General features: G+C 70.2%; 24 protein-coding genes. 11 read left to right on the plus strand and 13 right to left on the minus strand.

Annotation, left to right across the window (positions count from 1 at the left end):
• From ACFDTC_RS09605 to ACFDTC_RS09615, 3 genes are all read left to right on the plus strand, one after another.
• Window positions 1-225, plus strand: a 225-nt coding sequence (locus tag ACFDTC_RS09605; RefSeq protein ID WP_375258659.1) for a M48 family metallopeptidase, incomplete at its 5' end; no start/stop codon positions are given.
• A 50-nt stretch (window positions 226-275) separates the two neighbouring features.
• The gene (locus ACFDTC_RS09610) at window positions 276-926 is read left to right on the plus strand and encodes a GntR family transcriptional regulator (protein ID WP_375258660.1); all 651 of its coding nucleotides are present in this window, start codon (window positions 276-278) and stop codon (window positions 924-926) included.
• A 5-nt stretch (window positions 927-931) separates the two neighbouring features.
• Window positions 932-2098: a cation:proton antiporter gene (locus ACFDTC_RS09615; RefSeq protein WP_375258661.1), complete on the plus strand. Its 1167-nt coding sequence runs from the start codon at window positions 932-934 to the stop codon at window positions 2096-2098.
• Here the strand turns inward: ACFDTC_RS09615 and ACFDTC_RS09620 are convergent.
• Entirely contained in the window at window positions 2095-3057 is a 963-nt protein-coding gene (locus tag ACFDTC_RS09620; RefSeq protein ID WP_375258662.1) for an acetyl-CoA carboxylase carboxyltransferase subunit alpha, read from the minus strand. The two genes, ACFDTC_RS09615 and ACFDTC_RS09620, sit on opposite strands and share 4 nt — an antisense overlap.
• 80 nt (window positions 3058-3137) lie before the next feature.
• Window positions 3138-3734, minus strand: a complete 597-nt coding sequence (locus ACFDTC_RS09625) for a LysE family translocator (protein ID WP_375258663.1) — start codon at window positions 3732-3734, stop codon at window positions 3138-3140.
• 72 nt (window positions 3735-3806) lie between these two features.
• Here ACFDTC_RS09625 and ACFDTC_RS09630 point away from each other — a divergent pair, with 72 nt between their 5' ends.
• A complete protein-coding gene (locus tag ACFDTC_RS09630; RefSeq protein WP_375258664.1) occupies window positions 3807-4259 on the plus strand; it encodes an Lrp/AsnC family transcriptional regulator in 453 nt (150 codons plus the stop codon).
• Here the strand turns inward: ACFDTC_RS09630 and ACFDTC_RS09635 are convergent.
• Together ACFDTC_RS09635 and ACFDTC_RS09640 are read right to left on the minus strand one after the other, a co-directional pair.
• A complete protein-coding gene (locus tag ACFDTC_RS09635; RefSeq protein ID WP_375258665.1) occupies window positions 4256-4846 on the minus strand; it encodes a LytS/YhcK type 5TM receptor domain-containing protein in 591 nt (196 codons plus the stop codon). The two genes, ACFDTC_RS09630 and ACFDTC_RS09635, sit on opposite strands and share 4 nt — an antisense overlap.
• A gap of 109 nt (window positions 4847-4955) precedes the next feature.
• Window positions 4956-5915: an L-malyl-CoA/beta-methylmalyl-CoA lyase gene (locus tag ACFDTC_RS09640; RefSeq protein WP_375258666.1), complete on the minus strand. Its 960-nt coding sequence runs from the start codon at window positions 5913-5915 to the stop codon at window positions 4956-4958.
• Between the two features lie 305 nt (window positions 5916-6220).
• Here ACFDTC_RS09640 and dgcN point away from each other — a divergent pair, with 305 nt between their 5' ends.
• From dgcN to ACFDTC_RS09655, 3 genes are all read left to right on the plus strand, one after another.
• On the plus strand, window positions 6221-7222 hold the full coding sequence (gene dgcN, locus ACFDTC_RS09645; RefSeq protein WP_375258667.1) for an N-acetyltransferase DgcN: 1002 nt from the start codon (window positions 6221-6223) through the stop codon (window positions 7220-7222).
• Between the two features lie 89 nt (window positions 7223-7311).
• The gene (dgcA, locus tag ACFDTC_RS09650; RefSeq protein ID WP_375258668.1) at window positions 7312-8277 is read left to right on the plus strand and encodes an N-acetyl-D-Glu racemase DgcA; all 966 of its coding nucleotides are present in this window, start codon (window positions 7312-7314) and stop codon (window positions 8275-8277) included.
• A gap of 62 nt (window positions 8278-8339) precedes the next feature.
• A complete protein-coding gene (locus ACFDTC_RS09655) occupies window positions 8340-9203 on the plus strand; it encodes a D-amino-acid transaminase (protein WP_375258669.1) in 864 nt (287 codons plus the stop codon).
• Window positions 9204-9288: 85 nt separating this feature from the next.
• Here the strand turns inward: ACFDTC_RS09655 and ACFDTC_RS09660 are convergent, their stop codons facing one another.
• On the minus strand, window positions 9289-10482 hold the full coding sequence (locus ACFDTC_RS09660) for a TIGR03862 family flavoprotein (protein ID WP_375258670.1): 1194 nt from the start codon (window positions 10480-10482) through the stop codon (window positions 9289-9291).
• Window positions 10483-10523: 41 nt separating this feature from the next.
• Between ACFDTC_RS09660 and ACFDTC_RS09665 the strand changes: the two genes are divergently transcribed.
• Together ACFDTC_RS09665 and ybgC are read left to right on the plus strand one after the other, a co-directional pair.
• A complete protein-coding gene (locus ACFDTC_RS09665) occupies window positions 10524-10856 on the plus strand; it encodes an HNH endonuclease (protein ID WP_375258671.1) in 333 nt (110 codons plus the stop codon).
• A 57-nt stretch (window positions 10857-10913) separates the two neighbouring features.
• Complete coding sequence (gene ybgC, locus ACFDTC_RS09670; protein WP_375258672.1) at window positions 10914-11321, plus strand: tol-pal system-associated acyl-CoA thioesterase; 408 nt, start codon at window positions 10914-10916, stop codon at window positions 11319-11321.
• On the opposite strand, the gene ACFDTC_RS09675 is transcribed toward ybgC, so the two are convergent.
• The 7 genes from ACFDTC_RS09675 to ACFDTC_RS09705 all read right to left on the minus strand — a co-directional run bounded on the left by ACFDTC_RS09675 (window position 11318) and on the right by ACFDTC_RS09705 (window position 18554).
• Window positions 11318-11725 (minus strand): cupin domain-containing protein, encoded by a 408-nt coding sequence (locus ACFDTC_RS09675; protein WP_375258673.1) that lies wholly within the window; start codon window positions 11723-11725, stop codon window positions 11318-11320. The two genes, ybgC and ACFDTC_RS09675, sit on opposite strands and share 4 nt — an antisense overlap.
• A 143-nt stretch (window positions 11726-11868) precedes the next feature.
• Entirely contained in the window at window positions 11869-13497 is a 1629-nt protein-coding gene (locus ACFDTC_RS09680) for a GMC family oxidoreductase (protein ID WP_375258674.1), read from the minus strand.
• The gene (locus tag ACFDTC_RS09685) at window positions 13476-14324 is read right to left on the minus strand and encodes a fumarylacetoacetate hydrolase family protein (protein ID WP_375258675.1); all 849 of its coding nucleotides are present in this window, start codon (window positions 14322-14324) and stop codon (window positions 13476-13478) included. The genes ACFDTC_RS09680 and ACFDTC_RS09685 overlap by 22 nt, the downstream gene beginning before the upstream one ends.
• A 56-nt stretch (window positions 14325-14380) precedes the next feature.
• A complete protein-coding gene (locus ACFDTC_RS09690; RefSeq protein WP_375258676.1) occupies window positions 14381-15706 on the minus strand; it encodes a TRAP transporter large permease subunit in 1326 nt (441 codons plus the stop codon).
• A complete protein-coding gene (locus ACFDTC_RS09695) occupies window positions 15703-16314 on the minus strand; it encodes a TRAP transporter small permease subunit (RefSeq protein WP_375258677.1) in 612 nt (203 codons plus the stop codon). The genes ACFDTC_RS09690 and ACFDTC_RS09695 overlap by 4 nt, the downstream gene beginning before the upstream one ends.
• A gap of 80 nt (window positions 16315-16394) precedes the next feature.
• Window positions 16395-17417: a TRAP transporter substrate-binding protein gene (locus tag ACFDTC_RS09700; RefSeq protein ID WP_375258678.1), complete on the minus strand. Its 1023-nt coding sequence runs from the start codon at window positions 17415-17417 to the stop codon at window positions 16395-16397.
• A gap of 102 nt (window positions 17418-17519) precedes the next feature.
• Window positions 17520-18554, minus strand: a complete 1035-nt coding sequence (locus ACFDTC_RS09705) for a C-terminal binding protein (RefSeq protein WP_375258679.1) — start codon at window positions 18552-18554, stop codon at window positions 17520-17522.
• A gap of 157 nt (window positions 18555-18711) precedes the next feature.
• Here ACFDTC_RS09705 and ACFDTC_RS09710 point away from each other — a divergent pair, with 157 nt between their 5' ends.
• Window positions 18712-19407 carry a GntR family transcriptional regulator gene (locus tag ACFDTC_RS09710; protein WP_375258680.1) on the plus strand — a complete coding sequence of 232 codons (696 nt, stop codon included), beginning with the start codon at window positions 18712-18714 and terminating at the stop codon, window positions 19405-19407.
• Between the two features lie 86 nt (window positions 19408-19493).
• Here the strand turns inward: ACFDTC_RS09710 and glyA are convergent, their stop codons facing one another.
• Complete coding sequence (glyA, locus tag ACFDTC_RS09715; RefSeq protein WP_375258681.1) at window positions 19494-20789, minus strand: serine hydroxymethyltransferase; 1296 nt, start codon at window positions 20787-20789, stop codon at window positions 19494-19496.
• A 171-nt stretch (window positions 20790-20960) separates the two neighbouring features.
• Between glyA and ACFDTC_RS09720 the strand changes: the two genes are divergently transcribed.
• The gene (locus tag ACFDTC_RS09720) at window positions 20961-21722 is read left to right on the plus strand and encodes an NAD kinase (RefSeq protein ID WP_375258682.1); all 762 of its coding nucleotides are present in this window, start codon (window positions 20961-20963) and stop codon (window positions 21720-21722) included.
• Window positions 21723-21725: the final 3 nt, after the last annotated feature.

Here is a 21725-nt window from a genome sequence, read left to right on the forward strand (position 1 = left end):
TCGTGCACGGCGGATGGCGGGCTGATGTATTCGTGGCGGCTGATCCTCGCCCCGCCCGAGGTGCTGGACTACGTCGCCGCGCACGAGGTTGCGCACCTGGCGCAGATGAACCATTCGCCCGCGTTCTGGGCCGTGGTCGAGCGGCTTTACGGCGACTGGCGCGCGCCGCGGGCGTGGTTGCGCGACAACGGCGCCGGGCTGCACCGCTACCGCTTCGACGGCTGAGCGCGCGGCGACGCATTGACCTCGTTCGCGCCTGTGATCACAGTCGGGCCATGCAGGTCCAGCCCCGTATCCCCGACTCGGCCCAATCGGCGCATGACAAGGTCTATCGCGGGCTGCGCACGCGCATTCTGCACGGCCAGATCGCGCCCGGGGCGGCGCTGACGCTACGCGGGATCGGGCGCGAGTTCGGCGTCTCGATGACGCCCGCGCGCGAGGCGGTGCAGCGGCTGGTGGCCGAAGGCGCGCTGTCGATGTCGTCGTCGGGGCGCGTCGCCACGCCCGAACTGTCGAACGAGCGGATCGAGGAACTGGCCGCCCTGCGCGCGCTGATCGAGGTCGAACTGGCCAGCCGCGCGCTGCCGCGGGCGCACATGGCGCTGATCGACCGGTTGCAGGCGATCGACCACCACATCGCCGACGTGGTCAGCAACCGCGACGCGGTGGGCTACATCCGCGCGAACCTGGAATTCCACCGCACGCTGTACCTGCGCGCGCAGGCGCCCGCGATGCTGGCGATGTGCGAAACCGTGTGGCTGCAGCTGGGGCCGACGATGCGCGCGCTCTACGGCCGGCTGCGCCGGACCGAGCCGCCACAATACCACCGGCTGATCATCGCCGCGCTGAAAGCCGGGGACGAGCCGGGCCTGCGGCTGGCGGTGCGCTCGGACGTCACGCAGGGCCTGCGCATGCTGGCGAGTTAACGGCGATGGCGCAGGCCTTCATCATGCTGGGGGTGCTGTTCCTCGCCGGGCTCGCGGCGGATGCGCTTGGCGCGCGCACGCGCCTGCCGCGGGTGACGCTGCTGCTGGTGCTGGGCATCGTGGCCGGGCCGTCGGTCCTGGGGCTGATCCCGGAGACCGCCTTCGACTGGTACGAGGCGCTGTCGACCGTCGCCCTGACCCTCGTCGCCTTCCTGCTGGGCGAGGCCTTCACCGCCGAGAAGCTGCGCGCGCATGGCCGGGCGATCCTGTCGGTGTCGCTGGGCGTCGTTCTTGCGACGCTGGCGGGCGTCGGCTTGGGCCTGTGGCTGCTGGGCGTGCCGCCGGAACTGGCGATCGCGCTGGCCGCGATCGCCACCGCGACTGATCCTGCCGCGACGGGCGAGACCCTGCGCGAGGCCGGTGCGCGGGGTCCCTTCGCGGAAACGCTGAAGGGCGTGGTCGCGATCGACGATGCCTGGGGCATGATGGCCTTCGCGCTGGCGATCGTCGTCGCGCAGGGCATCGCCGCCGGCGTGGTCGAGGCGCATCACGTGACCCAAGCGCTGTGGGAAGTCGGCGGAGCTTTCGCACTCGGCCTCGGGCTGGGGCTGCCGGCGGCATACCTGACCGGGCGGCTGCGGCCGGGCGAGCCCACGCGGCTCGAGGCGCTGGGGCTGGTCTTCCTTGCGGCGGGGCTGTCGCTGTGGCTCGGCTTGTCCTTCCTGCTGGCGGCGATGACGACCGGCGCGGTGATCGCCAACCTGGCCAGTCATCACGACCGCGCCTTTTCCGAGATCGAGGCGATCGAGACGCCGTTTCTCGTGCTGTTCTTCGTGCTGGCCGGGGCGGCGATCGACTGGAGGTCCGTCGTGGGGCTGGGGGCGCTCGGCGCGCTGTACGTCGGTCTGCGGGTCGCCGCGCGCGTGGCGGGTGGCTGGGTCGGCGGGCAAATCGGCGGCATGGGCGCGCGCGAAAGCCTGTGGATCGGCCCAAGCTTGCTGGCTCAGGCCGGCGTGGCGGTGGGCATGGCGCTGGTGGCCGCGCAGGCGTTGCCTGAGCACGCCGACACGATCCTTGCACTGACCATCGGCACCACGGTCCTGTTCGAACTGCTGGGTCCGCTCGCGCTCATGCGCGCCGTGCGGTCGCTGCCCGGGACGGGCGCGAACTAGGCCGCGAGGCCCCGGTCGCCGAGATGCAGGAACTTGTCGCGCCGCGCCTTGACCAGCGCCGCACCGTCGAGGTCGTCGAGATCGGCCAGCATGGCGGCAATGGTCGCGCCCACCTGCTCGATCGCCGCGCGCGGGTCGCGATGCGCGCCGCCAAGCGGTTCGGGAATCACGCGGTCGGCGACACCCAGCTTGTGCAGGTCCTGGGCGGTCAGGCGCAGCGCCTCTGCGGCCTCGCGCATCTTGTCGGAATCCTTCCACAGGATCGACGCGCAGCCTTCGGGCGAGATTACGGAATAGACCGAGTGTTCCAGCATCGCGACCCGGTTCGCCGTGGCGAAGGCCACCGCGCCACCCGAGCCGCCCTCGCCGATGATCACGCTGACCAGCGGCACGCCGATCTGCAGGCATTTCTCGGTCGCGCGCGCGATCGCCTCCGACTGGCCGCGTTCCTCGGCGCCCTTGCCGGGATAGGCGCCGGGCGTGTCGACCAGCGTCACCACCGGCAGGCCGAAGCGGTCGGCCATGTCCATCAGGCGCACCGCCTTGCGGTAGCCTTCGGGGCGGGCCATGCCGAAGTTGCGGTGGATGCGCGATTGCGTGTCGTTGCCCTTCTCGTGGCCGATCACCACGACGGGGCGGTCGTTCAGCCGCGCGAGGCCGCCCATCACCGCGGCGTCGTCGCCGAAGGTGCGGTCGCCGGCCAGCGGCGTGTACTCGGTGAACAGCGCCTCGATGTAGTCGCGGCAATGCGGGCGGTCGGGATGGCGGGCGACCTGGCATTTCCGCCAGGGCGACAATTTCTTGTAGAGATCGACCAGCATGGCCTCGGCCTTGCGGTCCAAAGCGGCGGCCTCCGAGCCGACGTCCATCTCGTCGTTGCCGCGGGCCATCGCGCGCAGTTCCTCGGCCTTGCCCTCGATTTCTGCCAAGGGTTTCTCGAAGTCGAGGTAATGCGTCATGCCCGTCTCTCCTGCGTTGCAGCGCTGTATGCCGGTTGGGCCGGGCGGATGCAACATCGCGACCGGGCCCCGCGCCGGCCTCAGGCCAGCACGACCGGAACCACCGAGGCGACCAGCAGCGCGGCCATCGTCCAGTTGAACGCGCGCAGGCGCGTCGGGTTCGTCAGGATGCGGCGGACCTGCTGGCCCAGCACGATCCAGGTCGAGGTCGAGACGACCGAGACCGCCACGTAGGTCCCGGCGACCCACAGCACCGCCGAGAGGTCACGTCCCGGCGCGTAGAGCGTGATCGCGCCCAGCGCCATGGACCACGCCTTGGGGTTGACCCACTGGAAACCCGCCGCCTGCAGGAAGCCGATCGGGCGGCCCGCCGCGGCCTCGGCCCTGTCGGGCGGGGCGGCATTGGCGATCTTCCAGGCGAGGTACAGAAGGTAGGCGATCGACAGCGCCAGCAGGATCGTCTGCGCCATCGGCCAGACCTGGAAGACGCGCATCACGCCGAAGCCCACCAGCGCCACCATCGCCGGAAAGCCCAAGCCCACGCCCGCCATGTGCGGGATCGAGCGGACGAAGCCGAAATTCGCGCCCGACGCCATCAGCATGAGGTTGTTCGGCCCCGGCGAGATGACGGTGACGAAGGCGAAGGCGAGCAATGCGGCGAACAGGTCGAGTGTCATGGCGCAATCATCGGCGCGCCGATGCGGTCAGGAATTGCAAAGACGCGCGTGCTGGAGGAAGCTGCGCAACAAATGACGGATATGGACGAAATCGACGCGCGTATATTGCGCGTGCTGTCGCGCGACGGCCGGATCAGCAACCTCGCGCTGGCCGAGCGCGTGGGCCTGTCGCCGTCGGCCTGCCTGCGGCGTGTCGCGGCGCTCGAAAAGTCCGGCGTGATCACCGGTTACCGCGCCGTGCTGAGCCCCGAGAAGACCGGCATCGGCTTCGTCGCCTACGTGACCGTCGGGCTGGGCCAGCACACCAAGGCCGCGCAACAGGCGTTCGAGCGGGCGATGGAGGCCGCGCCGCAGGTGCGCGAGTGTCACAACATCACCGGCGCGGTGGAATATCTGCTGCGCGTCGAGGCCGAGAGCCTGGCCGCCTACAAGCATTTCCACACCGACATCCTCGGCGCGCTGCCGCAGGTGAACACGCTGCAGACCTTCGTGGTCATGGGCTCGCCCAAGGACGCGCGGGCCTAGGATTCGGCGTGTCGCCGCGGGTCGGACGCCAGCGCGGCGCGGTCCAGCAGCATGGCGATGGCCATCGTGAAGATCAGGCACACGAGCACCAGCGGAACGGCGCGCGCCAGCACCGCCGCCGCGGCCGGCACCGGCAGCAGCACGGCGGGCCAAAGCGCCATGCCGACCAGCACACCCAGCCACGCATAGTCCCGCGCCGTCCGCTCGGCCGGTCGGGTGCCCTGGGTCCAGCAGAAGCCGGCGATCGCGCTGAACAGCAACGCGGCGATTCCCGCGCCCGTCCCGGCGCCGCCGATCGACAGCCGCATGCCGATCGCCATCAGCAGCGCCACGGCACCGCCGCGCAGGCCCAAGAAGGCCGCGGCCAGCGCCACGGGCACGTTGCGCGGGTCGAGGTTGACGCCCTCGGCCACGCGCACGGGCATCGCCATCAGGGCAAGCGCCAGCGCCCCGAAAAGTGCGCCCGCCAGAAGCTGCAGTTGCGCGGGGTCCCAGACGGTCCGCGCGAGCATACCGTAGCCGGTGGCCACCAGCCCCAGCAGCGACAGCGTGCCGGCCCAGCCGGTGAGCAAGGTCAGTTCGATCATGTCAGGCCCCCACCTGTTCAGGATGAGGGGCCATGGTGACGGGCGCGGGTTAACGGCGGCCTGCCATATAGGATGCGACTAGAATGCGCCGCATTTTCACGGCGGCGCGTCAGCGCGCGGCGATCATCTCGGACTGTTTCACGATCACTTCGGCCTGCTTGATCGACGCGATGTCGACCAGGCGGCCCTTGTAGACGGTCGCGCCCTCGCCGCGCGCCTTGGCCTGCTCCATGGCGTCCAGGATCTCGCGCGCTTCGGTCACGGCCTTGTCCGAGGGGGTGAAGACCTCGTTCGCGAGCGCGACCTGCTTGGGGTGGATGGCCCACTTGCCGACCATGCCCAGCGTGGCCGACCGCAGCGCCTGCGCGCGAAAGCCGTCGTCGTCCGAGAAGTCGCCGAAAGGGCCGTCGACCGGCAGCACGCCGTGGGTGCGGCAGGCCGCGACGATGGCCGCCTGCGCCCAGTGCCACGGGTCGGACCAGTGTTTCTGCCCCTCGTGCAGCATATAGTAGTTTTCCTGCGTGCCGCCGATGCCGGTGGTGGCCATGCCCATCGAGGCGGCGAAATCGGCGGCGCCCAGGCTCATGGCCTGAAGGCGGGGCGAGCCGGCGGCGATCTCTTCGACATGGGCGATGCCGGCGGCGGATTCGATGATCACCTCGAAGGCGAGGCGGCGCTTGCGGCCGGTGGCGGTCTCGATCGCGGTGACCAGCGCATCGACGGCGTAGAGGTCGGCGGCGCAGCCGACCTTGGGGATCATGATCTGGTCCAGCCGGTCGGAGGCGCGTTCCAGCAGGTCGACCACGTCGCGGTACCAGTAGGGCGTGTCCAGCCCGTTGATCCGCACCGACAGCGTCTTGGCGCCCCAGTCGATGTCGCCGATGGCCTCGATGATCGCGTCGCGCGCCTTGGGCTTGTCGTCGGGCGAGACCGAATCCTCGAGGTCGAGGTTGATCACGTCGGCGTCGCTTTTCGCCATCTTCTCGAAGATCGCGGGGCGCGAGCCGGGGCCGAAAAGCTGGCAACGATTCGGGCGGGCCGGCGGCTGGGGCTGGATGCGAAAGCTCATGTTGCGTCCGTCGAGTAAGGAAATTGCGTTCGGTGTCACGTCGGAGTTATTAAATTGCCCAATGCTGCGCAAGCGAAAAGCACTGCGCCTCGGCCGGCCCCGGCTGCGCGCTGCTTGGGCAAGCATCTTCGCCGATGCGGGAAAAAACGCGCGCGATCTTGCGCGTGACGCCGGAATGCTGCGAAGGAAGCAAAGCATTTGCCCGCGTGCCGACGCATCGTCGCGCGAAACCGGCCCGCGCCCGACTGCGTGGCCCGACGGATGGACGCGCGGTTGGCCGCGCATGCATGAGATAGGAGACCGCGATGATCGAGACCCCGTACCTGCTGTTCCTGGGCGACGCGCCCGACGCTCTTGCGGCGAAGGTGGCGCAGGGCATCAAGGACTGGCGCCCCGACAATTGCGTCGGCCAGTTCCGGCTGGACGGCTGCAAGGCCGACCTCGGCCTGCCCGACATGGACCTCGCGCAGGCGCGCGAGGCCGGCGCCAAGACGCTGGTGATCGGCGTGGCCAACCGCGGCGGCGTGATCGGCCCCGCCTGGAAGAAGGTGCTGGTCAACGCGCTCGAGGAGGGCTTCGACTTGGCGTCGGGCCTGCACAACCTGCTGCGCGAGGAGCCCGATCTGGTCGCGGTGGCCGAGGCAACGGGGCGCACCCTGCACGACGTGCGCGTGCCGGTGGTCGACTACCCGATCGCCGACGGCGTCAAGCGCGCCGGCAAGCGCGTGCTGGCCGTGGGCACCGATTGCTCGGTCGGCAAGATGTACACCACGCTCGCCGTCGACGCCGCGCTGCGCGAGAAGGGGGCGAAGAGCAGCTTCCGCGCCACCGGCCAGACCGGCATCCTGATCACCGGCGAGGGCGTGCCGCTGGACGCGGTGATCGCCGACTTCATGGCCGGCTCGATCGAGTGGCTGACGCCCGACAACGACCCGGACCACTGGGACGTGATCGAGGGGCAGGGCAGCCTGTACCACATCAGCTATTCCGGCGTGACGCTGGCGCTGATCCACGGCGGCCAGCCCGATGCGCTGATCCTGTGCCACGAGCCGACGCGCAAGCACCTGCGCGGCCTGCCGGGCTACGGCGTGCCCAGCCTCGAGGACCTGCGCGAGCTGTCGCTGCAGATGGCGCGGATCGCCAATCCCGACTGCCAGGTGGTCGGCGTGTCGATCAACACGCAGCACATGTCCGAGGACGAGGCGCGCGCCTATTGCGCCGAGGTCGAGGGTCGGATGGGCCTGCCCACGGTGGACCCGTTCCGCCACGGCGCCGAGCGTCTGGCCGACGCCCTTCTTGCGATGTGACGGGCCGGCGGGACGGACGCTCGCGCGCCGAGGCGCGCATCGCCCCGCCCGCCGTCCCTTCGGCACCCAACGACAGCAGGAGCGAAGCCATGACCATCAAAGTCACCCGCGACGTGTTCCGCCTGGCGCAGGCGTTCACCATCAGCCGCGGCTCGCGCACCGAGGCGAAGGTACTGACCGTCGAGGTCACCCGCGACGGCGTCACCGGGCGCGGCGAATGCGTGCCCTACGCCCGCTACGACGAGACGCTGGACAGCGTGTCCGCGCAGATCGAGGGGCTGGAGGCCGGCATCGACCGCGCGGCGCTGCAGCAGGCGCTGCCGGCGGGCGCGGCGCGCAACGCCGTGGACTGCGCGCTGTGGGATCTGGAAGCGAAGGCCGCCGGCCGACGCGTGTGGGAGCTGGCCGGGCTGACCGCGCCCGGGCCCGAGATTACCGCATACACGCTATCGCTGGACACCCCCGACGCGATGGAGGCGCAGGCGCGCAAGCACGCGCACCGGCCGCTGCTGAAGGTCAAGCTGGGCACGCCCGACGACATGCCGAGGCTCGAGGCCGTGCGGCGCGGCGCGCCCGCGTCGAAGATCATCGTCGACGCGAACGAGGGCTGGAGCGCCGAGATCTACGGCGAACTGGCGCCGCACCTTGCGCGGCTGGGCGTCGCGCTGGTGGAACAGCCGCTGCCCGCGGGCGAGGACGACGCGCTGATCGGCATCGACCGGCCGGTGCCGCTCTGCGCCGACGAAAGCTGCCACGACCGCGTCTCGCTGCCCGGGCTCGAGGGCAAGTACGACGTCGTCAACATCAAGCTCGACAAGACCGGCGGCCTGACCGAGGCGCTGGCCCTGCGCGAGGACGCCAGGGCGCGCGGCTACGACGTGATGGTCGGCTGCATGCTCGGGTCGAGCCTGGCGATGGCGCCGGCGGTGCTGGTGGCGCAGGGCGCCGCCGTCACCGACCTCGACGGCCCGCTGCTGCTGGCCGAGGACCGCGACCCGCCGCTTCTGTTCGACGAGGACGGCGTGCACCCGCCCGACGCCGCGCTCTGGGGCTGAGCCCCGCCGTTTCACGACCTGCCGTTCCAGTTTCACGACCTGCCGTTCCAATGGAGACCCGAATGACCCGCACCGTCTATCTCAACGGAGAGTACCTGCCCGAGCACGAGGCCAAGGTGTCGATCTTCGACCGCGCCTTCCTGATGGCCGACGGGGTCTACGAGGTGACCAGCGTGCTGGACGGCAAGCTGATCGACTTCGCGGGTCACGCCGCGCGGCTGGACCGGTCGCTGACCGAGCTGGACATGCGCAACCCGGTCACCGCCGACGAGTTGCTGGAGATCCACCGCGAGCTGGTGCGCATGAACGGGATCGAGGAGGGGCTGGTCTACCTGCAGATCACCCGCGGCGCGCCCGGCGACCGCGACTTCGTCTTCCCGGACCCCGAGACGACCGAGCCGACGATCGTGCTGTTCACGCAGTCCATGCCCGGCCTGAAGGACAGCCCGAAGGCGCAGAAGGGCCTGCACGTGATCTCGATCGACGACCAGCGCTGGGGCCGGCGGGACATCAAGACGGTGCAGCTGCTCTACCCGTCGATGGGCAAGATGATGGCCAAGAAGGTCGGCGCCGACGACGCGTGGATGGTGCAGGACGGCTACGTCACCGAGGGGACCAGCAACAACGCCTACTTCATCAAGGGCAACCGGATCGTGACGCGGCCGCGGTCGCACGACATCCTGCACGGGATCACCCGCGCGGCGGTGCTGCGCTTCGCGGCCGAGGCGCAGATGGAGGTCGAGGAGCGGCTGTTCACCATCGACGAGGCCAAGGCGGCGGACGAGGCGTTCATCACCTCGGCCTCGGCCTTCGTGATGCCGGTGGTGCGGATCGACGACGCCGAGCTGGGCGGCGGCAAGCCCGGCCCGAAGGCGCTGCGGCTGCGCGAGATCTACCTCGAGGAAAGCCTCAAGGCCGCGGTCTGAGCGGACGGAAAACCGGGTGTCCCACGATGGGACACCCTGGGCGCCTAAAGAAATCAATGGCTTGCAGGGACGGATTCACCATTCGTCAAGACTTGCCCCATTCGGCGGCGTGTCGCCCGGCCCACAGCCCGGTGGCGAGGCAGGCGTTGAGAAGGTAGCCGCCGGTTGGCGCTTCCCAGTCGATCATCTCGCCGGCGCAGAACACGCCGGGATGCCCGGCCAGCATCAGGCGATCGTCCAGCGCGTCCCACGAAACGCCGCCGGCTGTCGAGATCGCCTCGTCCAGCGGGCGCAGGCCGGCATGGCTCACGGGCAGTGCCTTGACGATCGCGGCCAGCGCTTCGGGCGCGTCGGGCAGGGGGCGCGCGAATTCCATCAGCAGCGCCTGCACCTGCGGCGGCAGCCCCAGCGCACGGCGGATATGCGTGCCGAGGCTGCGCTTGCCGCGCGGGCGCGCCAGGCGCGCCACCACGCTGGCGGCATCGACGTCGGGCATCAGGTCGAGTACCAGCGGCGCGCCCGCGCGCAGCGCGGGCGACAGCGGGTAGACACCGCCGCCTTCCAGCCCGCGCGCGGAAATCACCGCCTCGCCGCGCGAGACCATGCCGCCCGCGTGGAACGCCACGGTCTTCAGCGGCGCGCCGAAATGCTGCCGCATGGGGGCCGACCACTCCACCGCGATGCCGGCATTCGCGGGCGCGAAGGGCGTCACCGCCACCCCCGCGTCGCGCAGACCGCCGGCCCAGGCGCCGTCCGACCCCAGCCGCGCCCAGCTGGCCCCGCCCAGCGCCAGCACCGCGACGCGCGGCAGCACCGTGACCGGGCCGTCGGGCGTGTCGAAGCCGAAGCCGTCCTGCCAGCGCATCCAGCGCCAGCGCGCGCGCCGGTCCAGCCCCGCCGCGTCCAGCCGCGCCAGCCACGCCCGCAACAGGGGCGAGGCCTTCATCGCCACGGGAAACAGCCGGCCGGTCGAGCCGGTGAAGGTTTCCTGCCCCAGGTCCCCGGCCCAGCCGCGCACCGCCTCGGGGCCCAGCGCATCCAGCATCGGGCGCAGGCGGTCCGAGGCGCCGCCATAGGCGGCCAGCGTGGCCTCGGGCGGCTCGATCCTGGCCAGGTTCAGGCCAGATTTCCCCGCCATCAGGAACTTGCGCGCCAGCGACGGCTTGGCCTCGGCCAGCAGCACGCGCCGGCCCTGCGCCAGCAGCGCCTCGGCCGCCATCAGCCCGGCGGGGCCGCCGCCGATCACCAGCGCGTCGCAGACTTGAACCGTCGGGGTCATGGCATACCCTTGCTGTGTCACGGCAATCCGCACAAGGCGTCATGGACCAGCAAGACCACCGTGCCGCGGATCGCGGCGATCCCGTCTGCCCGCTGTGCCTGCGCCCGATCCCGCCGCAGGCCAGGCAAAGCCTGCACCACCTGACGCCCAAGCTGAAGGGCGGCAAGGGAGGCCCGGTCGTGCGCGTGCACCAGATCTGCCACAACGAGATCCACGCCACCCTGACCGAGGCGGAGCTCGCGCGCGACTTCGATACGTCCGAAAAGCTGCGCGCGCATCCGCGGCTGGCGAAGTTCGCGGCGTGGGTGCGCAAGCGGCCGCCCGACTTCCACAGCCGCAGCACCGGCGGACGGCGCAAGCGGCGCACGCCCTGAGCGCGTCTTGCACCCCGCCGCGCCCCGGCGCAGGGTCGGGCCGAAGGAGGCCGCCCCATGACCGACACCGCACCGCCCGGACCCGCACCCGTCCACGGCTTCGACGTCCGCGTCTACTACGAGGACACGGACATGGCGGGCATCGTCTACCACGCCAACTACCTGAAATACATCGAGCGGGCGCGCTCGGACTGGGTGCGCGAACAGGGGCTGGACCAGAACGCCATGCGCGCCGCCGGCGTGGTCTTCGTGGTGCGGCGGATCGAGTGCGACTACCTCGCGCCGGCGCGCTACGACGATGCGCTGGTCGTGCGCACGCAGGTCGAGTCGATGAGCCGCGTGCGGCTGGTCATGGTCCAGCAGGTCATGCGCGTCGACGCGGTGCTGTTCCGCGCCCGCGTCACCGCCGCCTGCGCCACGCTGGCGGGCAGGCCCACGCGCCTGCCCGAGGCACTGACGCCCTAGCCCGCGCGCGCCTCGCCGTATTCGGCATCGGTCACCTTCTCCATCCAGTCGGCGGTCTTGCCGTCCACCGCCTGCTGGATCGCCAGGTGCACCATGGCGCAGTCGGGCGCGGCGCCGTGCCAGTGCTTTTCGCCCGCGGGGAACCAGACCGTGTCGCCGGGGCGCAGCACCTCGACCGGCCCGCCCTCGCGCGCGCAGAGGCCGAAGCCCGAGACGATGTGCAGCGTCTGCCCGGCGGGATGGGTGTGCCAGGCGGTGCGGGCGCTGGGCTCGAACGTGACCATCAGCGCCTTCACGGGCGAGGGGTCGTCGCCCGACACGACCGGGTCGAAGCGCACGGTGCCGGTGAAGTAGGCGGCGTCGGGAGAGAGCGAGGGGCGCGTGCCGGCGCGGTGGATCTGCATGGGAAACCTCCGGTTGTCTGACCGCAGCATGCCGCGCCGCGCCCGCGGGGGGAACCCGCCCCGGTGTTTCTTTGGTCCGCAAATATCCCGGGGGAGCCGCGAAGCGGCGGGGGCAGAGCCCCCTTCCTCACGACGCCCGTTGGCTACCGCGCCGCCAGGATCATGTCGGCTGCCTTCTCGGCGATCATGGTGACCGGCGCATGCGTGTTGCCCGACACGATCGTCGGCATGACCGAGGCGTCGGCCACCCGCAGCCCGGTCAACCCGTGCACGCGCAGGTCGGCGCCGACCACGGCCATCCTGTCCTGGCCCATGCGGGCGGTGCCGACGGGGTGGAAGATCGTGGTGCCGACCTGGCCCGCGGCCTCGACCAGTTCGGCATCGGTGTCGCGCTCGGGGCCAGGCAGGACCTCTTGCGGGGCGTAGCGGCGCATCGTGTCGGTGTGCATCAGCCGGCGCGCGGCGCGCAGGCTTTCGACGGCGACGATGCGGTCGCCCTCGGTCGACAGGTACCGCGGCCGGATCTCGGGCGCGCCCTTGGCGTCGCCGGCGCGCAGGTGGACCGAGCCGCGGCTTTCCGGGCGCAGGTTGCAGACCGACACGGTCATGCCGGGGTACTTGTGCAGCGGCGAGCCGAAGGCGTCGAGCGACAGCGGCTGGACGTGGAACTCGATGTTGGCGCTGTCCTCGCGGTCCGACGAGCGGCAGAAGATGCCCAGCTGGCTGGGCGCCATCGACATCGGACCCGAGCGGCGCAGCACGTATTCCAGACCGATCATCGCCTTTCCGAACAGGGTCGAGACGCGGTCGTTCAGCGTCTTTGCGCCGGTGATCCGCCACACGGTGCGCAGCTGCAGGTGGTCCTGCAGGTTCTCGCCGACGCCGGGCAGGGCGTGGGCGACGTCGATGCCGTGTTCGGCCAGAACCTCTGGGGCGCCGATGCCCGACAGCTCCAGGATCTGCGGCGTGCCGATGGCGCCGGCGGACAGCACCACCTCGCGCCCGGCGCGGGCGCGGCGGGCCTCGCCCTGCGCGGTGTAGGCGACGCCGGTGACGCGGGTGCCGTCGAGGATCAGCCGGTCGACATGGGCGTCGGTCTCGATCCGCAGGTTCGGGCGCTTGCGGGCGGGGTTGAGGAATGCCTTGCGCGCGTTCCAGCGGATGCCGCCGCGCTGGGTCACGGGAAAGTAGCCCGAGCCTTCGTTGTCGCCGTCGTTGAAATCGTCTGTGGGCGGGATGCCGATCTCGTCGGCGGCGCGGGCGACGTCGTCGAGGATCGGCCAGTTGAGGCGCTGGCGCTCGACGCGCAACTCGCCCTCGGTGCCGTGGTTGTCGTCGGCGGGGCCGAAATGATGCTCGGACTTGCGGAAGTAGGGCAGGACGTCGTCCCAGCCCCAGCCGTCGTTGCCCATCTGCCGCCACTGGTCGTAGTCGCGGGCCTGCCCGCGCATGTAGATCATGCCGTTGATCGACGAACACCCGCCCAGCAGCTTGCCGCGCGGGTAGTTCAGCGCGCGCCCGCCCAAGCCGTCCTCGGATTCGGTGCGGAAGCACCAGTCCATCGACGGGTTGCCCATGGCGTAGAGGTAGCCCATCGGCACGTGGACCCAGAACCGGTTGTCGCTGCCGCCCGCCTCGAGCAGCAGCACGCGGGCCTTGGGGTCGGCGCTGAGCCGGTTGGCCAGCACGCAGCCGGCCGAGCCGGCGCCCACGACGATGTAGTCGTATTCGCCCCGGTCGGTCCTGTCCGTCACGCCTGTGTCCGCACGCATTTCTGTTCCTGAACGCCCAATCCGTCGATTTCCAGGCGCATCACCTGGCCGTCCTGCAACCAGACCTGCGGGCGCATCCCCAGCCCGACGCCCGGAGGCGTTCCGGTGGTCACCACATCCCCCGGCTCGAGCGTCATGAAGCCGCTGAGATAGCTGACCAGATGAGGGATGCCAAAGATCAGCGTCCGGGTCGAGCCGTTCTGCCGCCGCTCGCCATCCACGAAAAGCTGCATTCCGAGATCGTGAGGGTCGGCGACCTCGTCGGCGGTGACCAGCCAAGGGCCCATCGGGGCGAAGGTGTCGTGGCTCTTGCCCTTGGTCCACTGGCCCTGACGCTCGGCCTGCCAGGCGCGTTCGGACACGTCGTTGAGGATGCAGTAGCCCGCCACATGCGCCATCGCGTCCGCTTCCGAGACGTTCTTGGCGCGGGTGCCGATGACGAAGGCCAGTTCGACCTCCCAATCGACCTTTTCGGCGCCGGCGGGCAGTTCCACGTCGTCGTTGGGACCGCAGATGGCGCTGGTGGCCTTCATGAACACGATCGGCTCGGACGGGACGTCCATGCCCGATTCGGCGGCGTGGTCGGAGTAGTTCAGCCCGATGCCGATCAGCTTGCCCACGCGGCCGACGCAGGGCCCGAGACGCGGGTTGCCGTCGACCTTCGGCAGCGCCGTCCAGTCGAGTGCCGCGATCTCGGCCAGCCGCGACGGCGCAAGGACGCTGCCGTCGATGTCCGCGACTTCGCCCGAGAGGTCGCGCAGCGTGCCGTCGTTGTCGACGAGGCCGGGGCGTTCGTCGCCGGGATTGCCGTATCGCACCAGTTTCATGGGATCGTGCCTTTCTTTTCGTAGGAAGTGACTTTGGCCCGCGTGCCGGTCCGGGATCAATACACCGCGATCTGCGGGAAGGCGATCAGCATGCCGACCGCCAGGATCTGCAGGCAGATGAACGGCACCAGCGCGCGGAAAATCTCGCCCAGGGTGATGTCGGGGGGTGTCACGCTTTTCAGGTAGAAGGCCGCGGGACCGAAGGGCGGCGTCAGGAACGACACCTGCATGTTCATGGCGAACAGGACGCCGAACCAGATCGGGTCGAGGCCAAGCTCGCGGATCACGGGCACGAAGATCGGCATGGTCAGCAGCGCGATCCCCACCCAGTCGAGGAACATGCCTAGGACGAACAGGATCAGCATCATGGTCAGCACGATGATCGTGGGGTTGTCCGACACGCCGGTGATCAGCGAGGCGATGAAGTCGATTCCGCCCATCAGGTTGTAGACGCCGACCAGCGCGCTGGCGCCGATGCCGATCCAGACGATCATGCCGACGGTCGACAGCGTCTGGCGCGCGGCGTCCTGCAGCATGGCCATGCTGAATTCGCGCCGCAGCATGGTCGACAGAATGACGCCGGCCACGCCCACGGCCGATGCTTCGGTCACCGATGCGATGCCGCCGTAGATCGAGCCCAGGACGAAGACCACCACGAGGATCGGCAGCACCAGCCCGCGCAGCAGCTTCCACTGCTCGGGGGCGGGCATGCGCTCGGCCTCGGGCGGGGGCGCGGCGGTGGGATCGGTGTAGGAGCGGAACAGCACGTAGGCCACGTAGAAGCCCGCCAGCATGAAGCCGGGCACGAAGGCGGCGGTGAACAGCTCTCCGACCGAGACGTTGGCGGTGAGGCCGTAGATGATCAGCACGATCGAGGGCGGCACCATCGTGCCGAGCGAGCCGCCGGCGCAGACCACGCCGATCGCCAGCCGCCGGTCGTAGCCCTGGCGCAGCATCTGCGGCAGCGCCACGAGGCCCAGCAGCACGATCTCTCCGCCGATGATGCCGGACATGGCGGCGAGGATGACGGCGACGAAGATGGTCTGCACCGCGACGCCGCCGCGCACGCGGCCGGCGATCAGCCGCATCGCGTCGAAGAGGTCGCGCGCGATCCCCGACCGGTCGAGGATCGCCGCCATCAGCACGAACATCGGCACCGAGACGAAGACGAAGGAGGTGACGAAGGAATAGACCCGGCTGGTGATCAGCGGCACCGCCATCGGGCCGAACCAGCCGATCGCGAACAGCAGCGCCACCAGCAGCGTGACCAGCGCCAGCGGCATGCCCGTCAGCAGCAGCACCAGCAGCAGGCCGAACATGACGATTGTGCCAAGCTCGATCCCCAGCGTGCTGAGGTCGGTGAACGACTGAAGGAAGCTCATCGGGGGGCCTTTCGGCGCGCGGCGGCGGCGCGCGTGTAATTGATGGCGAGGACCACGAACTGCACGCACATCACGATCAGGACGATCAGCAGGACGATCTTGACCAGCGCGGGCGCGGGCGAGTTCCAGGCGCTGCCGCTGGTCTCGAGGTAGAAGGCGCCGGTGGGGCGGATCGTCGCCTTCTCGACCATGCGCCAAGCGGCCCAGGCGAAGAACCCGGTCGAGAAGGCACAGAGCAGCGAGATCGCGGCGTCGAGCGCGGGCCGCGCCCGGCCGCGCACGTGGTCGTAGAGCAGCACGACGCGGATATGCGCGTCGCGCACGACGCACAGCAGCCCGCCGAAGATGAAGGTGACCGCGCTGAGAAAGATCGAGGTCTCGTGCGCCCAGGTGGTCGGCGCGTTCAGGAAGTAGCGCATCACCACCTCCAGCACGAGCACGCCGGCGGCGAGCAGGATCCCGGCGGCGAAGGCGCCCGACACCCGGTGGATGACGCGGCCCATGCGGCCCGCCTGCGGCAGCGGTGCGGTGGCCGAGAGGACGGCCTCGGGGATGGTGTCCGGGATCGTCTTCGGGATCGCCGGGGGCGGGTCTGGGTGTCGTGCCATGGCGGGATCGGTCCGGTGGGGTGCGAGAAGGGAAGGGCCGGGGGCGGATCGCGCCGCGCCCCGGCCGCGTCGGAGTGGGCTCAGTCGAGCAGGCCCTGCGTCTCGAGATACGAGGTCAGCGTGTCGTAGACCTTCCGCGCATTCTCGGACTGGTCGGCGACGTTCTCCCACTGGCCCATCGCGATGGTGCGGAAGCGGGCGCGTTCCTCGGCGGGCCAGTCGTGCACGGTGATGTCGGGGTTGGCGTTGGCCTCGGCCACGGCGGCGAGGTCCTTGATCGACAGCTGCGCCACCATGTCGGCGGCGAGGTCGCGCACCGAGACGGTCATGATCTCCTGCAGGTCCGCGGGCAGGGCGTTCCAGGCGTCGAGGTTCATCGCCACCTCGACCAGCGGCATCGAGTGGAAGCCGGGATAGACCGGGTGGTTGCCGGCCTTGTGCAGGCCCTGCGACTGGTTGGTCGAGAAGACGGTGCTGTCGGCGGCGTCGATCACACCCTTGTCGAGCGCGGTGAACACCTCGGCATAAGGCAGGTTCACGGGCACGGCGCCGGCGGCGTCGAAGACCTGCTGGATCAGGCCCTCGGGGGCGCGGACCTTGAGGCCCTTGAGGTCGTCCACGCCGTCGAGCGGCTTGCTGGAGACGAAGCCCTCGAGGCCGGTGGTCGTGGCGCCGACGAAGTGCAGGTTGTAGGGCTCTTCGAGTTCGCGCATCAGCTCGTTGCCGCCGCCGTAGCGCATGAAGCGGAACATCTCCTCGGGCGAGGACCAGGCGCCGATCGGATTGGCGATCAGGCCGAAGGCGGGGTCCTTGCCGGAAAAGTAGCTGACATCGGTGATGTGGCCGTCGAGGATGCCGGCGCCGACGGCGTCCTGGGTCTCGTTGTACTCGACCACGGCGCCGACGGGCAGCAGGTCGATCGCGATGCGGCCGCCGCTCATCTTCGCGACCTGTTCGGTCCAGGCGTCCTGGATCATGAAGTTGGGGTTGCCGGCCGGGTCGACCGACTGGAACGTGAAGGAATGCTCCTGTGCCGTCGCCGGCAGCGCGGCCGCGGCGCAGAGCGCGCCCGCGGCGATCGTCATGGTGATCCTGGTGGTCATCGTGGGTCTCCTCCCGTGGTGATGGGTCGTTGCGGGTGGCCGGGCGCACGGCCCGGGCTCCCTTCTTCGGCGCGCGGGCCCCTCCCGGACCCGCGGGCGAACCTATTCGGCGGCCGCGACGGCGCGCCTCGGCGTGTTGACGAGGTTGCGGATCGTGCCGTCGCTCAGGCACAGCATCGCCGTCTCGACCGCCAGGCGGCGCGCGTCGGCGACGCTTTCGGGGCTGGACCAGGCGGCGTGCGGCGTCATCAGCAGGCGCTCGCCCACCAGCGGATCGGCGCCGTTCGCATAGGCCTTCGCGATGGCGTCCCCGGGCGCGGGCGGCTCGGTCGGCAGCACGTCGAGGCCGGCGCCCGCGATCACGCCGTCGCGCAGCGCGGCCAGCAGGGCGGGCACATCGACAATGGCGCCGCGCGCGGTGTTGATCAGGATCGCACCGGGCTTCATCAGCGCCAGCGTTTCGGCATCGATCATGCCGCGCGTCTCGGGCGTGAGGGGGCAGTGCAGGCTGACCACGTCGCTGTCGCGCAGCAGGGCGGCCAGGCTTTCGACGCGGCGCACGCCCACGGCGATCTCGGCCCCGCGCGAGACGTGCGGGTCGTAGCACACGACGTCGAGGCCGAAGGCCTTGGCGCGCAACGCGGTGGCGGTGCCGATACGTCCCAGCCCGACCACGCCGAAGGTGCGCCCGCGCAGCCGGCCCATCAGCGGCGCCTGCGCATGATCGAATCCCGCCTGCGGCGAGTCCATCAGCCGGCGGTGATAGGCGGTGAGGCCGCGCTTGAAGTTCAGCATCATGGCGATGGCGTGGTCGGCGACCTCGCTTGTGCCGTAATCGGGCGTGTTGCAGACCGGGATGCCGCGCGCGGCGGCGGCGTCGAGGTCGATGTGATCGAAGCCCACGCCGGCCCGCACGATGACACGGCACCGGTCGAGCCGGGCGATCACCGCCGCGTCGATCTTCATCTCGTGCCAGACCACCAGCGCGTCGGCGCGGCGCCAGGCGTCGGCGGGAATCGCGTCGGGGTCACGGTCGCGGAAGATGCTCCAGTCGACGTCCGGGCCTGCCGTCTCGCGCTCGATCCGCGCATCGTCGGCGTACTGGGCGTCCGGGGTCATCAGGTGAAACTGGGCCATCGTCTCTGCGTCCTTCCACGAAATTGCTTCAACTAGAATTCTAGTATTTGCGTCGACTGTCAAGTGCGTTTACATGGACCGGGGCGGCGATCGGGGATAGATCGCGTCAGGCCCGTGACCCTTCGGGCGCCGTTCCGAGGAACCGGAGGAAACCGACGTGTCGCTGAGCAACGAAGCGTTCACCCGCATCCGCGAGGCCATCGTCTCGGGGAAGCTGGATTTCGGCGAACGCCTGTCCGAGATGCAGATCGCCGAGGCGCTGGAGATGAGCAAGGCGCCGGTGCGCACCGCGTTCTTCAAGCTGCGCGACATCCGGCTGGTGACGATCGTGCCGCAGGCGGGGACCTACGTCTTCTCGCCCCGCCGCGAGGACGTGCTGGAGATGAGCACCTTCCGCGCGGTGCTGGAGACCGCCGGGATGCGGCTGTCGATGCAGCACGCGGCCCCGGTGGTGATCGAGACGCTGGAGACGACGATCGAGCAGATGGAAAAGGCGCTGGGCAGCGGCAACTGGGCGCAGTACGAGGCCGCCGACATGGCGTTTCACGAGGTGTTCGTGCGCGCCTCGGGCAACAGCTTCCTGCCGCAGGCCTACGACCTGACCGCCTCGGCGATCCAGGCGCTGCGGGTGCGGCTGCAGGGCGGCGAGGGCGATTACCGCCAACAATCCTTCGGCGAGCACAAGATGATCCTGGCGGCGCTGAAGGACGGCCGGCTGGACGCTGCTGCGCGCGCGCTGGAGGACCACATCATGGTCATCAACGAGGCCCGGCTGCACCTGCCCGAGGGGACCAGCCGCGCCCGCGCGCGGACCCGCGCGCCCGAGGAATACAAGGCGTTGTTCGCCGGCTGAGCCATTGGCGGTGCCGGAAACGAGAACGGGCGCGGCCGAGGCCGCGCCCGCGTTGCGATGTCAGGCGATCACGGGGCCGGTTGGAATTACAGGCCAGGGTAGATCGGGAAGCGGGCGCAGAGCGCCTCGACCTCGGCGCGGACCTTGGATTCGACCGCGTCGTTGCCGTCCTCGCCATTGGCGGCGAGGCCGTCGACCACCTCGATGATCCAGTCGGCGATCTGGCGGAACTCGGGCTCGCCGAAACCGCGCGTGGTGCCGGCGGGGCTGCCCAGCCGGATGCCGCTGGTGACGGTGGGCTTTTCCGGGTCGAACGGCACGCCGTTCTTGTTGCAGGTGATGTGCGCGCGGCCCAGCGCCTTCTCGGTCGCGTTGCCCTTCACGCCCTTGGGCCGCAGGTCGACCAGCACCACGTGCGTGTCGGTGCCGTGCGTCACGGTGTCGAGCCCGCCCTTGATCAGCTGGTCGGACAGCGCCTGCGCGTTGCGGATGACGCCGGCCTGGTAATCCTTGAACTCGGGGCGCAGCGCTTCGCCGAAGGCGACGGCCTTGGCGGCGATCACGTGCATCAGCGGGCCGCCCTGGATGCCGGGGAAGATGGCGCTGTTGAACTTCTTCGCCAGCGCCTCGTCGTCGGTCAGGATCATGCCGCCGCGCGGGCCGCGCAGGGTCTTGTGCGTCGTGGTGGTGGCGACGTGCGCGTGCGGGAAGGGCGAGGGATAGTGCCCGGTCGCGACGAGGCCGGCGAAATGCGCCATGTCGACCAGCAGGTAGGCGCCCACGTTGTCGGCGATCTCGCGCATCTTCGGGAAGTCGATGATGCGGGGAATGGCCGAGCCGCCGGCGATGATCATCTTCGGCTTGTGCTCGGAGGCCAAGGCCGCGACCTGGTCGTAGTCGATCAGGTTGTCCTGCTGGCGCACGCCGTACTGGATGGCGTTGAACCACTTGCCCGACTGGTTGGGCTTGGCGCCGTGGGTCAGGTGGCCGCCGGCATCGAGGCTCATGCCGAGGATGGTGTCGCCGGGCTGCAGCAGCGCGGTGAACACGCCTTGGTTGGCCTGTGATCCCGAGTTCGGCTGCACGTTGGCGTAGCCCACGCCGAACAGCTTGCAGGCGCGGTCGATGGCGAGGTTTTCCGCCACGTCGACCCAGTCGCAGCCGCCGTAGTAGCGCCGGCCGGGATAGCCCTCGGCGTACTTGTTGGTCATCACGCCGCCCTGCGCCTCCATCACGGCGGCCGAGACGATGTTTTCCGAGGCGATCAGCTCGATCTCGTCGCGCTGGCGGCCCAGCTCGCCGCGCATGGCGGCGGCCAGCTCGGGGTCGCGGGTCTCGAGGCGCTCGGTGAAGAAACCGTCGTCGCGATGCGGTGCATTCATGGTCTTGCTCCTGTCGGATTCGCGTTCGGGCCGTGGATACTGGAACATGGCGCGCAAACCTAGCGCGTAAACCGCCGCAGGGTCGCGGATGCTGGCGTTTCGCGGCGCGGCGTGGTTGGGTCGGGGACGAAACGCGCCTTTCGGAAACCGCCAGAACCCTCGGGACAGACCATGTCGTTACGCATCGCCTTCTGCGCCTCGAGCGCACCCACGGCGCAGGCCGCCCTTGCCGCGCTGTCGCGGCGCTACGGCGACCACGCCGAGGACGGCGCCGACGTGATCGTGGCGCTGGGCGGCGACGGGTTCATGCTGGCGACGCTGCACCGCACGCAGGACAACCCCGCGCCGGTCTACGGGATGAACCGCGGCACCGTGGGCTTCCTGATGAACGGCTATTCCGAGCACGACCTGCCCGCCCGGCTGGAGGCTGCCGAAGAGGCGGTGATCAACCCGCTGGCGATGCGGGCGGCGCGGCTCGACGGGTCGGTCCACGAGGCGCTGGCGATCAACGAGGTGTCGCTGCTGCGCGCGGGGCCGCAGGCGAGCCGGCTGAAGATCCACGTCGACGGCAAGGTGCGCATGGCCGAGCTGGTCTGCGACGGCGCGCTGGTGGCCACGCCCGCGGGCTCGACGGCGTACAACTACTCGGCCCACGGGCCGATCCTGCCGATCGGGTCGGACGTGCTGGCGCTGACGGCGATGTCGGCGTTCCGGCCCCGGCGCTGGCGCGGCGCGCTGCTGCCCAAGACCGCGCGCGTCACCTTCGAGGTGCTGGAGCCGGAAAAGCGCCCGGTGATGGCCGAGGCCGACGCCCGCGCGGTGCGCGACGTGGTCAGCGTCGACATCCGGTCCGAGCCGAGCATCGCGCACCGGGTGATGTTCGACCCCGGGCACGGTCTGGAAGAACGGCTGATCCGCGAACAGTTCGTATAAGAG

The sequence above is a fragment of the Citreimonas sp. genome, assembly GCF_042096055.1.
GTDB lineage: Bacteria > Pseudomonadota > Alphaproteobacteria > Rhodobacterales > Rhodobacteraceae > Citreimonas.

Bases quoted from the DNA above. Each gene is read 5' to 3' on its own strand.
- ACFDTC_RS09610 (WP_375258660.1), top strand. From the start codon at position 276: ATGCAGGTCCAGCCCCGTATCCCCGACTCGGCCCAATCGGCGCATGAC.
- ACFDTC_RS09615 (WP_375258661.1), top strand. From the start codon at position 932: ATGGCGCAGGCCTTCATCATGCTGGGGGTGCTGTTCCTCGCCGGGCTC.
- ACFDTC_RS09620 (WP_375258662.1), bottom strand. From the start codon at position 3,057: ATGACGCATTACCTCGACTTCGAGAAACCCTTGGCAGAAATCGAGGGC.
- ACFDTC_RS09625 (WP_375258663.1), bottom strand. From the start codon at position 3,734: ATGACACTCGACCTGTTCGCCGCATTGCTCGCCTTCGCCTTCGTCACC.
- ACFDTC_RS09630 (WP_375258664.1), top strand. From the start codon at position 3,807: ATGACGGATATGGACGAAATCGACGCGCGTATATTGCGCGTGCTGTCG.
- ACFDTC_RS09635 (WP_375258665.1), bottom strand. From the start codon at position 4,846: ATGATCGAACTGACCTTGCTCACCGGCTGGGCCGGCACGCTGTCGCTG.
- ACFDTC_RS09640 (WP_375258666.1), bottom strand. From the start codon at position 5,915: ATGAGCTTTCGCATCCAGCCCCAGCCGCCGGCCCGCCCGAATCGTTGC.
- dgcN (WP_375258667.1), top strand. From the start codon at position 6,221: ATGATCGAGACCCCGTACCTGCTGTTCCTGGGCGACGCGCCCGACGCT.
- dgcA (WP_375258668.1), top strand. From the start codon at position 7,312: ATGACCATCAAAGTCACCCGCGACGTGTTCCGCCTGGCGCAGGCGTTC.
- ACFDTC_RS09655 (WP_375258669.1), top strand. From the start codon at position 8,340: ATGACCCGCACCGTCTATCTCAACGGAGAGTACCTGCCCGAGCACGAG.
- ACFDTC_RS09660 (WP_375258670.1), bottom strand. From the start codon at position 10,482: ATGACCCCGACGGTTCAAGTCTGCGACGCGCTGGTGATCGGCGGCGGC.
- ACFDTC_RS09665 (WP_375258671.1), top strand. From the start codon at position 10,524: ATGGACCAGCAAGACCACCGTGCCGCGGATCGCGGCGATCCCGTCTGC.
- ybgC (WP_375258672.1), top strand. From the start codon at position 10,914: ATGACCGACACCGCACCGCCCGGACCCGCACCCGTCCACGGCTTCGAC.
- ACFDTC_RS09675 (WP_375258673.1), bottom strand. From the start codon at position 11,725: ATGCAGATCCACCGCGCCGGCACGCGCCCCTCGCTCTCTCCCGACGCC.
- ACFDTC_RS09680 (WP_375258674.1), bottom strand. From the start codon at position 13,497: ATGCGTGCGGACACAGGCGTGACGGACAGGACCGACCGGGGCGAATAC.
- ACFDTC_RS09685 (WP_375258675.1), bottom strand. From the start codon at position 14,324: ATGAAACTGGTGCGATACGGCAATCCCGGCGACGAACGCCCCGGCCTC.
- ACFDTC_RS09690 (WP_375258676.1), bottom strand. From the start codon at position 15,706: ATGAGCTTCCTTCAGTCGTTCACCGACCTCAGCACGCTGGGGATCGAG.
- ACFDTC_RS09695 (WP_375258677.1), bottom strand. From the start codon at position 16,314: ATGGCACGACACCCAGACCCGCCCCCGGCGATCCCGAAGACGATCCCG.
- ACFDTC_RS09700 (WP_375258678.1), bottom strand. From the start codon at position 17,417: ATGACCACCAGGATCACCATGACGATCGCCGCGGGCGCGCTCTGCGCC.
- ACFDTC_RS09705 (WP_375258679.1), bottom strand. From the start codon at position 18,554: ATGGCCCAGTTTCACCTGATGACCCCGGACGCCCAGTACGCCGACGAT.
- glyA (WP_375258681.1), bottom strand. From the start codon at position 20,789: ATGAATGCACCGCATCGCGACGACGGTTTCTTCACCGAGCGCCTCGAG.
- ACFDTC_RS09720 (WP_375258682.1), top strand. From the start codon at position 20,961: ATGTCGTTACGCATCGCCTTCTGCGCCTCGAGCGCACCCACGGCGCAG.